Origin of the sequence: Rhizobium sp. CF122 (assembly GCF_000282035.1) — a bacterium.
In the GTDB taxonomy this organism is placed as follows: Bacteria; Pseudomonadota; Alphaproteobacteria; order Rhizobiales; family Rhizobiaceae; genus Rhizobium.
Genome location: NZ_AKKA01000028.1, coordinates 1 through 12313 on the forward strand (window position 1 = coordinate 1; position 12313 = coordinate 12313).

Sequence of the window (12313 nt, forward strand, 5' to 3'; positions counted from 1 at the left end):
CTACCCCTTTTCTAAGTCAACAGCGGTTTTCAAAAAAAACGAGATTTCTTGCATGGCATTGAATTTTAACGCGGATTTCCAGAGGCCAGCTTCTCGGCCCCGCGATTGCGCGGCCAGCCGGATCATTTCTAAGAAAATAGGGTCCCAAAACGCAATGGCGAGGTACTTCGCCCTCACATCTTCACATTCAGGTGGTCTCAAGGGCGAATGATTTGGGTGTGCGCACCCGGCCCATTTGACTTCTATTGCCAAACTATGCACTTTTCGGCGCCAGCCACAGCTGCCCGAAGACGCCCACCGAAAGGACGCGGATCCACCTGCCATGATGACGGAGAAGATGATGATCCGCTCGTTCGGCAACGAGCCGCCGCTTCTCGCCGATGGCAGACGTGCGCCGGACCGCCGCGAGGTTTCATTGCGCTGGCTTTCGGGTACGTTCCTCACCGGCATAACATCGAGCGTGCTGATGGGCGTGGCGCTCTTCGCCGCACTCGACGGTCGCCAGCAGCTGGCGATCCCTGCCGAGGCTTACGCCAATATCAATGCCGAGGCGCATGCCGATACCGACGTGACGCGCGGCAGCCGCCTGATTGCCTCCGCGATTGCAGCCAAGCCGTCGGACCGCAAGATCATGGAGGTCTCGACCGTCGTCCACGAGGGTGACAAGGAGGTTGTCCGCCGCCAGCCCTTTGCACGTGTGAAGATAACGCTTGCCGCCAACCACGTCGCGACCGAGGACTATCCAAGCTTCAACCCGCTGACGATCTTCTCGGCGGACGAGCCCGATGCACAGCCAAACGTTCGCACCGGACAGATCTACGGTTCGGACGTGGAGTCTGAGGTCAGTCTGAAAACGGTAGCCTACCCCACGGCAAAATCCGATCTCCAGGTAGCAGCCGGTATGACCCTCGACGAGATCGAGGAGAACGTGCGCTCCAACGGCTCCGTCCTGACCGACGGTGCGGCCCAGGTCGCAGCACTCTACTATGTGGACCCACGCCGCTTCTCCAACGATGACAATGACGTTGACCTGACGGCCGGCCTGACGGCCCGTGTCCTCGAGCAGAACATGACGGTCTCCGCACCGGAATCGATCACGCCGCAAACGGAAGAGTTTGCCGACGACATCATCCCGGTACGCCAGGACACCTCGATCATCAAAACAATGACGGAGTCGGGCTATCCGGAGCCGCAGGCCAAGGGCCTGTCTGCCTATCTGTCGCCCATGATCGGATCGGACGATCTCTCGAAGGGCGATGTGTTGCGGATCGGCATCCTGCAAAGAGGCGAGCAGGCCAAGATCATCCGCGCCAGCGTCTATCGCGGCACCCGCCATCTTGTCACCGTGGCGCTCGACGACCACGACCGGTTCGTCGCCGGGCACGAGCCGCCGCAAATCGATGCGGTCACGACCGCCTTCGACGACAGCTCGACATCGATCCCGTCCAACCAGAACCTGCCGCGCGTTTATGACGGCATCTATCGTGCTGCGCTCTCCTACGGCATGACCAAGGACATGACCGCGCTGATTATCAAGCTGCTGGCGAGCAGCGTTGATTTCCAGGCGGAATTGCGCCCGACCGATACTCTGGAGGCTTTCTTTTCGGTCACCGATTCCAGCGGACAGGCAACGGCCGATTCCGAGCTTCTCTACGTGAATGCGCGCTTCGGCGACACGCAGACCCGCTTCTACCGCTTCCAGGATCCGGAAGACGGTTCGATCGACTACTTCGATCAGGACGGTAAGAGCATTCGGCAATTCCTGCTGCGCAATCCCGTGCCGAACGGCATTTTCAAGTCGGGCTTCGGCATGCGCCGGCACCCGATCCTGGGTTTTGCCCGCATGCACACCGGCGTCGATTGGGCCGCTCCGCGCGGCACGGCGATCATCGCCGTCGGCAACGGTACCGTCGAAAAGGCGGGCTGGGATTCTGGCGGCTACGGCAACCAGACCATCGTCCGCCACGCCAATGGCTACGAATCCTCCTACAATCACCAGAGCGCCATCGCCAAGGGCATCATTCCCGGCGCCAAGGTGCGCCAGGGCCAGGTGATCGGCTGGGTCGGTACGACAGGCGAATCCACTGGCCCGCATCTGCACTACGAGATGATCGTCAACGGCACCAAGGTCGATCCCCTGCGCGTGCGCCTTCCGGGTGGCAAGTCGTTGAAGGGTGAAGCGCTGGCAAAGTTCGAAGACGAGCGGCAGCGTATCGACACCCTTCTCGGCAACCAGCCGCCGCCGCAGGTGGCAAGCAAATAGCATCCACAAAAATGGCGGCCGAAGCCGCCATTTTCTTACTGAGATCGAAGGATCTTAGGCCGCTTCGTTGACCGCGGTATTCCGGGTGCGGAACAACAACCGGTCGGTACCGCTGGTGATCTTCACCGTCGATCCATCCGGCACCTGGCCGGAGAGGATCTGTTCGGCCAGCGGATCCTGAACATACTTCTGGATCACCCGCTTCAGCGGCCGCGCGCCATAGACCGGATCGTAGCCCTTGTTGGCGAGCCAGGTCCGCGCATCGTCGTCGAGCTCGAGCGTGATCTTGCGCTCGGCAAGCAGCGCCACCAGACGCTTCAGCTGAATGTCGACGATCGCGCCCATTTCCTCGCGCTTCAGGCGATGGAACAGGATGATCTCGTCGATGCGATTCAGGAACTCCGGCCGGAAGTGACTGCGCACGACCTCCATCACCTGCTCGCGAACCACCTCGCTGTCGTCGCCTTCCTTGAGCTGGGTCAGGTATTCGGCACCGAGGTTCGACGTCATGATGATCATCGTGTTGCGGAAATCGACCGTCCGGCCCTGACCATCCGTCAAGCGGCCATCGTCCAGAACCTGCAGCAGGATGTTGAAGACATCAGGGTGCGCCTTCTCGATCTCGTCGAACAGCACGACCTGATACGGCCGGCGGCGAACGGCTTCCGTCAGCGCACCACCTTCATCATAGCCGACATAGCCGGGAGGGGCGCCGATCAGCCGGGCCACGGAGTGCTTCTCCATGTACTCGGACATATCCATGCGCACCATTGCCGTCTCGTCGTCGAAGAGGAAGCGGGCAAGCGCCTTGGTGAGCTCCGTCTTGCCGACACCGGTCGGGCCAAGGAAGATGAACGAGCCGATCGGTCGGTTCGGATCCTGTAAGCCGGCACGCGCACGGCGCACCGCACGCGAAACGGCCTGAACCGCGTCACCCTGACCGATCACCGATTTCGCCAGTTCGTCTTCCATCCGAAGCAGCTTGTCGCGCTCGCCTTCCAGCATCTTATCAACCGGGATGCCGGTCCAGCGAGAGACGACATGCGCAATGTTGTCGGGGGTCACGACCTCCTGCACCATGGCGCTGCGATCGCTATCCTGCTGTTCGGCCTCACCAAGCTTCTTTTCCAGTTCCGGAATGACGCCATACGTCAGCTCGCCGGCACGCTGGAACTCGCCCTTGCGCTGTGCGATCGCGAGTTCGTTGCGTGCTTCGTCCAGCTGCTTCTTTAGGTCCGCGGCAAGGCCAAGCTTCTGCTTTTCCGCCTGCCAGCGGGCCGTGAGGGCATCGGCCTCTTCCTCAAGACCCGTCAACTCGGTTTCAAGCCGCACCAGCCGGTCGGCGGATGCCGTGTCGGTTTCCTTCTTCAGCGCCTCGCGCTCGATCTTCAGCTGCATGATGCGCCGATCGAGTTCGTCCAGCTCCTCAGGCTTGGAATCCACCTGCATGCGCAGCCGCGCAGCAGCTTCGTCCATCAGGTCGATTGCCTTGTCGGGCAGGAAGCGGTCGGTGATGTAGCGATTGGAAAGCGTCGCAGCCGCGACCAGGGCCGAATCCGAGATGCGGACCTTGTGGTGTTGCTCGTATTTTTCCTTGAGGCCGCGCAGGATCGAGATCGTGTCCTCGACAGTCGGCTCCTCGACCATGACTGGCTGGAAGCGGCGGGCAAGGGCCGGGTCCTTCTCGACATGCTTGCGGTATTCGTCGAGTGTGGTCGCACCGACGCAGTGCAGCTCGCCGCGGGCAAGCGCAGGCTTCAGCAGGTTGGAGGCGTCCATCGCCCCATCCGCCTTGCCGGCACCGACCAGCGTGTGCATTTCGTCAATGAACAGGATGATCTCGCCGTTCTCGGCCTGCACCTCGTTGAGTACGGCCTTCAGCCGCTCCTCGAACTCGCCGCGATACTTTGCGCCGGCAATCAGCGCGCCCATGTCGAGCGCCATCAGCTTCTTGTCCTTGAGCGATTCCGGCACGTCGCCGTTGACGATGCGCAGCGCAAGACCTTCGACGATGGCGGTCTTGCCGACGCCGGGCTCGCCGATCAGCACCGGGTTGTTCTTGGTGCGGCGCGAGAGAACCTGGATCGTGCGGCGGATTTCGTCGTCGCGGCCGATGACGGGATCGAGCTTGCCCTCGCGAGCCTCGCCAGTCAGATCGCGTGCGTACTTCTTCAAGGAGTCGAAGCCCTGTTCGGCATTCGAGCTGTCAGCCGTGCGGCCCTTGCGGATCTCGTTGATCACCTGATTGAGCGCAAGCGCAGTCACGCCAGCGTTCTTCAGCGTGGTAGACGTCGACGCCGAAGACTCGATCGCCAATGCCTGCAGCAGACGCTCGACGGTGACGAAGCTGTCGCCAGCCTTTTTCGCTGCCTCTTCAGCAGTCGAAAGAACCTTGGCAAGCGGCTGAGCAAGATAGATCTGCCCGTTGCCGCCGGAAACCTTCGGCAGCTTAGCAAGTGCGGCATCGTTGGCAAGACGCGCAGCCTTCGGGTCACCGCCTGCGCGCTCGATCAGCGAAGCGGCCATGCCCTGATCGTCGTCAAGCAGCACCTTCAGAACATGTTCGGGGGTGAACTGCTGGTGCCCCTGCGCAAGCGCATAGGTCTGGGCGGATTGAATGAAACCGCGCACCCGCTCGGAGTATTTTTCAATATTCATACTGTACCTCCATGAATCGCCCTGCCCTCATAAGGCACAGGCCGATGACTGAGATTGAGCTCCCTTAAATGGCAAGCCCATTGTTCCGCCGCGGTTGGGATTTGCGGCCGACGAACTTTGGCTGGATATGGTGGAGGATTTTAACAGTTTAAAGAGGCTACCAGGCGAAAAACCACGACATCAAACGCCAGGACCTGATGGAAGCTGTCGCCGCGCTTCTCGGTCTACAGCATATTAGCTACCGCTTGTGAATGGCGGGCGCGGAGCGCAAGATGCCGCGGCGGAAACGCGCTATCTCGCCTTGGGGAGGAAATCATGGACGACCTGAACCTCACGACCCTCAAAAAGGGTCAAGCGTTAGTGAAAGACGTGGTCATCGAAGGCCTTGCGGCAGGGTTGCGCGGCAAGTTGCTGAGTGGAAAGGATGCAGATTACGACGCGGCGCGGGCTATATGGAATGCCATGGTCGACCGGCGCCCCGGCCTTATCGCGCGCTGCGCTGGCGCAGCCGATGTCATGAGAGCAGTTCGGTTTGCGCGCGACAATGGACTCTTGCTGGCTGTTCGCGGCGGGGGGCATAACATCGCCGGCAATGCCGTCTGCGAAGGCGGCGTCGTTATAGACCTGTCGCCGATGAAATCGGTAAGGGTTGACCCAGGCACGAGACGCCTGCGCGTTGAGCCGGGCGCGACACTCGCCGACGTGGACGGAGAGACGCAAGCTTTCGGGCTTGCCCTGCCCACCGGCATCAACTCCACGACCGGCATCGCGGGATTGACACTCGGTGGCGGCTTTGGATGGCTAACCCGCAAATTTGGACTGACGATCGACAACCTCATTTCGATGGACGTCGTGACAGCGGAAGGGAAGTTCATGCGCGCCAGTGAACGCGAGGAGCCGGACCTTTTTTGGGCCTTGCGCGGCGGTGGCGGCAACTTCGGTGTGGTGACCTCCTTCGAATTCCGGCTTCACGACCTGCCTGGAGATGTCCTCGCGGGTCTGGTCGTTCATCCCTTCGCCGATGCAGACACTGTGCTCAAGCAATATCGCCAGGCACTCGAAACCGCGCCTGACGAACTGACGTGCTGGGTCGTCATGCGCAGGGCACCACCGCTTCCCTTCCTGCCAGCAGAATGGCATGGCAAGGAAATCGTAGTGCTTGCCATGTGCTATTGCGGCGACGTCGAAAAGGGAAAGGCAGCGACTGCCGAGCTTCGCGCCATCGGTCGTCCGATCGCCGACGTCGTCGCTCCGATGCCCTTCGCCGCCTGGCAGCAGGCTTTCGATCCGCTGCTGACACCGGGTGCGCGCAACTACTGGAAGAGCCAGGACTTCGCCGAGCTTTCGGACGCGACGATCGCGATACTTCTCGACGCCGTACGCAAGCTTCCAGGTCCGGAGTGCGAAATCTTCATTGGCCATGTAGGCGGCGCGGCAGGCCGCATCCCCGTGGAGGCCACGGCCTTCCCGCAGCGAAACTCGCATTTCGTCATGAACGTTCATGCACGCTGGCGTGAGAAGTCGATGGATGACACTTGTATCGGTTGGGCGCGCGCGCTTTTTGAGGCGACAAAGAAGAATGCCATCGGCACTGCCTACATCAACTTCATGCCGGAGGATGAAGCCGATCGTGTTGAAGCGGCCTATGGTGCCAATTACAGGCGCCTAGCGGCGATCAAGCAGCACTACGATCCGCAGAACCTTTTTAGGATGAACCAGAATGTGAAGCCGGAGACGGAGATGCGGGCTGCCAGCTGACCGGCAAGCAAAGCGGCAGCGGCCAGGATCCGGCGACAATGCCAGACGAGATGCCAAGACCGTAAAGGCCGTTAGACATCAAAAAAGAGGCCGTCCCAGGACGGCCCCTCATTCATTCCCCACTTCTCCTGGAGGGCCCCACGTCTTCCTAAGGGCAAGTGCAATCCATTAATCCGAGGTGACGTCTACCAGGACGGGCGGTTCGCCGGAAGCGGCTTCTCCCTCATCCTGAGCCTCGCCTTCCGCAGCGCGACGCGAACGACGCGGGCGGCTGCCGGCAGTGCGGCGACGTGGCTGACGTTCGCGCGGCTGGCCTGCGGCGCTTTCTTCGTCCATCGAAACCTCCACCGGGATACCTTCGATCTCCGGCTGCGGACCGCTGCCATCGATGACTTCGGGTTGCGGCGCTACAGCAACGGCTTCAACCGGAGCTGGCTGCTGTTCCTGACGCCGCGGCTGGCGAGGTTGCTCGTCGTTGCGACGCGGCTGTTCATCGCGGCGACGCTGCGACTGCTCGTCCGAACGGCGCTGCTGATGCTCGTGCTGCTGACGCGGCGGCTGGACGATGACGACGTCGTCGTTGTCGATGCCCTCGACGTCGTCTCCTTCGCGCTCGGCGCCTTCACTGAATTCATTACGGTCGTCGCGCTGGAAGCGCTCCTGCATCTGCGCCTGTGCGGCGGCAATGATGCGATTGTAGTGTTCGGCGTGTTGCAGGTAGTTTTCGGCGATGACACGGTCACCCGAGCTCTGCGCGTCGCGAGCGAGCTGCGCATACTTTTCAGCGATATGCTGCGCGGTACCACGGATCTTAACGTCTGGGCCGGAGCTGTCATAAGTCCGCGTCAGCGGATTGCCGCCCTTGCGGTTGAAGTTGTTGTTATTGTTATTTCCACCACCGCCGCCGCCGTTGTTGCCACGCCCGCGACCGCGCTTGTTCTGCTGTCCTGGCCTCATAGATCGTTCACCTGAATTCTCTGTTTGTTGTGGAGTTATGGCACCAACCGCCGTGGCCGGTTCACCGGCTCAGGGCCCTCGTGCCGCAAGCATACTGCGCCTTCGCGCCAACCTGCCGCTTGTTCTCAAGTCAGTTTGACTGATTCACGCGTTGGGTCGTGTTCAACCTTTGAAGCTCTCGTTTAAAAGAGCGGACCCCCTAGGCCGAGCTAGTATCGAACGACTCGTCGTTCTGTCCTATCTCTCCAACGCGTGGGGTCAACCTATATTGCTTCCCGTGGAAATCCAAGCCTTTTCTTCGCAATGACACCAATGTCCTGTTCAATGCTTTGGGTTGCCGCGCATCACTTGAGCGCGAACACAAGCGCCCGGTCATTCTGGCCGTAATCCTTTACGGATTCCAGAAGCTTGAAGCCTTCAGCCTCGAAAACGTCTGTCACGTCGCTTCGCTGGTCGTAGCCGATCTCAAGTCCCACAACGCCATTCGGCTGCATGAACCTTGCCGCATCCTTGGCGATGGTTCTGTAGGCGTCAAGCCCATCCGCGCCGCCATCCAGTGCGGCAGGTGGATCAAATTTCGTCACTTCGGGAGCGAGAGTGTGAACAACCTTAGAAGCGATATAGGGCGGATTTGAGACAATCGCATGAAACGCGCCGTGGATGTTTTCAAACCAGCTGGACCGAATGGCTTCGAAGCGATCCTGTAATCCGTTTCTTTCCGCGTTTGATTTCGCCGTCCTCAACGCATCGGTCGATATATCGCTGCCGACGCCTGACGCTTCCGGACATTCGCTCAATAGCGCCAGGCATATCGCCCCGGTTCCGGTTCCTAGATCAAGGATATGGATACGGCCCTCGGTATTTGCAAGATCGCGCAGATAAGGAAGCATCGTATCGACGAGAATTTCCGTATCGGGCCTGGGCTCAAGGGTTTCCGCCGACAAAGATAGTGGCAGGCCATAGAACTCGCGTTCGCCAAGAATGCGATGAACCGGCTCATGCGCCAGCCGGCGCTCGATCGCTTGCTCGAGCAAGACCGCCTGCTCCGTGGCGACGGTCTCGCCACCGCGCGTCACGATAGCAGTCGTCGAGAGTCCAAGCAGCCCTGCGACCAGCACACGAGCATCCGCGGCAGCGCTCTCTATGCCGGCTTCGGTGAAGCGACGGCGAGCCTCAGCCAGCATTTGGGAAACCGTAGGCTCGGCCTGTTTCCCGCTCATGCTCATTGCTGCTCGCCGAGTTGAGCCAACTGGCTCGCCTGATAGTCGGCCATCAGCGCGTCAACCACCTCGTCGATCTCGCCGACCATCATCCGGTCGAGCTTGTAGAGCGTCAGGTTGATGCGGTGGTCCGTCACCCGCCCCTGCGGGAAGTTGTAGGTGCGGATGCGCTCGGAACGGTCGCCGGAGCCGACCTGGCTCTTGCGGTCGGCAGAACGCTCACTGTCGGCGCGTTGACGCTCGGCGTCATAGAGCCGCGAGCGCAGAACCTGCATCGCCTTGGCGCGGTTCTGGTGCTGAGACTTCTCCGAGCTGGTGACGACGATGCCGGTCGGCAGGTGGGTGATGCGCACCGCGGAGTCGGTGGTGTTGACGTGCTGACCGCCAGCACCGGAGGAGCGCATCGTATCGATGCGGATGTCTTCCGGCCGGATCTCGATGTCGATCTCCTCCGCCTCCGGCAAAACCGCCACCGTCGCGGCCGAGGTATGGATGCGGCCACCCGCTTCCGTTTCCGGCACGCGCTGGACGCGATGGACACCGGACTCGAACTTCAGCTTGGCGAACACGCCCTTGCCGGTGATCGTCGCGATGATTTCCTTGAAACCGCCAGCTTCGCCTTCGCTCGACGACAGCACTTCCACCTTCCAGCCGTGAGCGGCGGCATAGCGCTCATACATCCGGAACAGGTCGCCGGCAAAGAGTGCGGCTTCCGAACCACCGGTTCCGGCGCGGATTTCCAAAATCGCGCTCTTTTCGTCGGCGGCGTCCTTCGGCAGCAACAGGATCTGGATTTCCTGCTCCAGCGCTTCCAGCCGCTCCTTCACCTCAGGCAGCTCCAGCTCGGCCAGATCGCGCATCTCGCGGTCGACTGATTTGTCATTCAGCAGGGTTTCGAGGTCCGCAAGCTCCGCAATTGCCTTCTCGTAGACGCGGATCTTCGTAACGACGGGCTGCAGCTCTGAATATTCGGAGGCGAGCTTGACGTAGACATCGGCCGAGGGGCCAGCCGACATGCGCGCTTCGATCTCGCCAAAACGGCGTTCCAGCTCGCGCATCTTTTCAACGGGAAGCTTCGCCACCCTTCACTCCGATTCTGCTTGTCTTGAACTAAAGAGGAATATTGTGAGCATCGGCGAAGTGGGCAAGCACGTCACGCATCGGGGTCGCTGACTTGGTATCGTCAAGCGCCTCGTTCATCACCTTTGCCAGCGCCTCGGCGTCGAGACCGAGCAACATCGCCTTCACCGGACCGATTGACGCCGGCGACATCGATACCGAACGGAAGCCGATGCCGAGCAGTGCCATTGCCGAGATCGGCTTGCCGGCAAGCTCGCCACACAGCGTCACCGGCGTGTTGTTGCGCTCGCCCGCCCGCACGATGTCGCGCAGGATCCTGAGGAACGGCTTGCCAAGCGGATCGAAGCGGTCGGAAACGCGCGCATTGCCGCGATCGACCGCCATCGAAAACTGGAACAGGTCGTTCGAGCCGACCGAGACGAAATCGACCGCCGACATCAGTTCGTCGAGCTGCCAGAGCAGTGCCGGCACCTCCAGCATCGCGCCGAACTGCAGCTTGCGCGGCAGGCCATGGCCAAAGCGGGAGAGATGCTGCACTTCCTTCTGCAGAAGCTCACGCACCGCAGCGATCTCGGAAACCTCGGTCACCATCGGCACCATCAGCTTCAGCTCGATGCCGGCCGCCGCCTTCAGCATGGCGCGCAGCTGCGTGCGCAACAGACCCGGACGATCAAGCGACAGGCGGATCGCCCGCCAGCCGAGAGCCGGATTTTCTTCTTCATGGCCGCGGAAATAGGGAACGACCTTGTCGCCGCCGATATCAAGCGTGCGGAACGTCACGACCCGTCCGGCCGCCTGCTTCAGCACGTTGCGATAGAACAGCTCCTGCTCTTCCGCCTTCGGCATCGTGGAGGCGATCATGAACTGCAGCTCGGTGCGGAACAGCCCGATGCCTTCGGCGCCCGAGTCCGAAAGCTGCGGCAAATCGACCAGCAGCCCGGCATTCATCATCAACGACACGCGCTGCCCGTCCTTGGTGCGCGGCTCGACGGAGCGCAGCGCCCGGAACTGCTCCTGCCGACGGGCGCGGAACCGTACTTTTTCCTCGTAGGAACGCTGATGCTCCGGCATGGGGCGAAGATGCACATGCCCGCCATCGCCATCGATGATGACGGCATCGCCGTTTTCGGCAAGCGCCACCACGCCCGCCGCCTGGCCGATAACGGGAATGCCCATGGCACGCGCGACGATCACCACATGGCTCGTCACCGCGCCTTCTTCCAACACCAGGCCGCGCACATTGGCGCGCGGATAATCCAGTAGCTCGGCCGCGCCCATCGCACGCGCCAGGATAATGGCGTCGCTCGGGAAACCATCCCCCGCGGTGCGGCCCGTATAGCCGGTCAACTGCCGCAGCAGCCGGTTGGCGAGATCTTCGAAATCGTGCATCCGCTCCCGCAAATAGGGATCGGTCATGCGGATCATGCGCGCCTTGGTGTCGCTCTGCACCTTCTCGACCGCGGCTTCCGCCGTCAGGCCGTTGCGGATCGCTTCCTCGAGCTTGCGCACCCAGCCCTGGTCATAGGCGAACATGCGGTAGGTTTCGAGAACCTCGCGGTGCTCGCCCTCCATCGAAACGTCACGCTGCGACAAAAGGTCATCAATCGAGATGCGCAGCGATCCGAGCGCCTCGCTGAGACGGCGGATTTCCTTCTCGGAATCCTCGTTCAGCAGGTTGGTGACGACGATACGCGGCTCGTGCAGCACGACGTAACCCAAGCCGATACCTTCGTTATAGGTGTCGCCGTCGATGGTCACCGAACGTGTCAGGTCGAGTTCGAGGCCGGGCTTGGTGATCTTCTTGAGCTCGCCGGTGGCGATCATCTCGGCAAGCACCATCGCGGTCGTCTCGAGCGCTTCGAGCTCTTCTTCGCGATAGGTGCGGCTTGCCTTGTTCTGCACGACCAGAACGCCGAGCGAACGGCCGGTGCGCAGGATCGGCACGCCGAGGAAGGAATGATAGATCTCTTCGCCGGTTTCAGGCAGGTAGCGGAAGGCCGGATGCGATTGCGCGTCGGAGAGATTGAGCGGCTGCGCCGATGCGGCGATCGTGCCGACCAGACCCTGGCCCATCTTGAGCTGGGACAGGTGGACCGCTTCCTTCTTCAGACCTTCGGTTGCATAGAGCTCGAGAACGCCGTCGGCGCGCAACACGTAGACGGAGCACACCTCCGCCACCATGTTAGCTGCAATCTGGCGAACGATCCGATCGAGACGCTCCTGCGGCTCCAGCGGCTCCGCCATCAACTCGCGCAGCCGCTTGAGCAGCACGCGCGGACCGCCCGAAAGGTCTCTCATTGCGTCTCAAGCTCCAAAACAAACATCAAAGTCTTACAGCCAACAGCCGCGTGACTTTTCAACTTGAACGCGCGGCAAG

General features: G+C 61.3%; 7 protein-coding genes. 2 read left to right on the forward strand and 5 right to left on the reverse strand.

Going from position 1 to position 12313, the window contains the following annotated elements:
* Positions 1 to 322 precede the first annotated feature (322 nt).
* Positions 323 to 2263, forward strand: coding sequence for a M23 family metallopeptidase (locus PMI09_RS07570; protein ID WP_007790605.1), 1941 nt, complete (start codon positions 323 to 325; stop codon positions 2261 to 2263).
* Positions 2264 to 2317: 54 nt separating this feature from the next.
* On the opposite strand, the gene clpB is transcribed toward PMI09_RS07570, so the two are convergent.
* Positions 2318 to 4921 (reverse strand): ATP-dependent chaperone ClpB, encoded by a 2604-nt coding sequence (gene clpB, locus PMI09_RS07575; protein WP_007790608.1) that lies wholly within the window; start codon positions 4919 to 4921, stop codon positions 2318 to 2320.
* 315 nt (positions 4922 to 5236) lie between these two features.
* Between clpB and PMI09_RS07580 the strand changes: the two genes are divergently transcribed.
* A complete protein-coding gene (locus PMI09_RS07580) occupies positions 5237 to 6679 on the forward strand; it encodes an FAD-binding oxidoreductase (RefSeq protein ID WP_007790611.1) in 1443 nt (480 codons plus the stop codon).
* Between the two features lie 168 nt (positions 6680 to 6847).
* On the opposite strand, the gene PMI09_RS07585 is transcribed toward PMI09_RS07580, so the two are convergent.
* The 4 genes from PMI09_RS07585 to ptsP all read right to left on the reverse strand — a co-directional run bounded on the left by PMI09_RS07585 (position 6848) and on the right by ptsP (position 12234).
* A complete protein-coding gene (locus PMI09_RS07585; RefSeq protein ID WP_007790614.1) occupies positions 6848 to 7636 on the reverse strand; it encodes a DUF4167 domain-containing protein in 789 nt (262 codons plus the stop codon).
* Positions 7637 to 7980: 344 nt separating this feature from the next.
* Positions 7981 to 8862 carry a peptide chain release factor N(5)-glutamine methyltransferase gene (prmC, locus tag PMI09_RS07590; RefSeq protein WP_007790617.1) on the reverse strand — a complete coding sequence of 294 codons (882 nt, stop codon included), beginning with the start codon at positions 8860 to 8862 and terminating at the stop codon, positions 7981 to 7983.
* Entirely contained in the window at positions 8859 to 9938 is a 1080-nt protein-coding gene (prfA, locus tag PMI09_RS07595) for a peptide chain release factor 1 (RefSeq protein ID WP_007790620.1), read from the reverse strand. The genes prmC and prfA overlap by 4 nt, the downstream gene beginning before the upstream one ends.
* A gap of 28 nt (positions 9939 to 9966) precedes the next feature.
* Entirely contained in the window at positions 9967 to 12234 is a 2268-nt protein-coding gene (ptsP, locus tag PMI09_RS07600; protein WP_007790623.1) for a phosphoenolpyruvate--protein phosphotransferase, read from the reverse strand.
* Positions 12235 to 12313 lie beyond the last annotated feature (79 nt).

Coding starts and splice junctions, on each gene's coding strand:
- PMI09_RS07570 (WP_007790605.1), top strand. CDS start 323: ATGATGACGGAGAAGATGATGATCCGCTCGTTCGGCAACGAGCCGCCG.
- clpB (WP_007790608.1), bottom strand. CDS start 4,921: ATGAATATTGAAAAATACTCCGAGCGGGTGCGCGGTTTCATTCAATCC.
- PMI09_RS07580 (WP_007790611.1), top strand. CDS start 5,237: ATGGACGACCTGAACCTCACGACCCTCAAAAAGGGTCAAGCGTTAGTG.
- PMI09_RS07585 (WP_007790614.1), bottom strand. CDS start 7,636: ATGAGGCCAGGACAGCAGAACAAGCGCGGTCGCGGGCGTGGCAACAAC.
- prmC (WP_007790617.1), bottom strand. CDS start 8,862: ATGAGCATGAGCGGGAAACAGGCCGAGCCTACGGTTTCCCAAATGCTG.
- ptsP (WP_007790623.1), bottom strand. CDS start 12,234: ATGAGAGACCTTTCGGGCGGTCCGCGCGTGCTGCTCAAGCGGCTGCGC.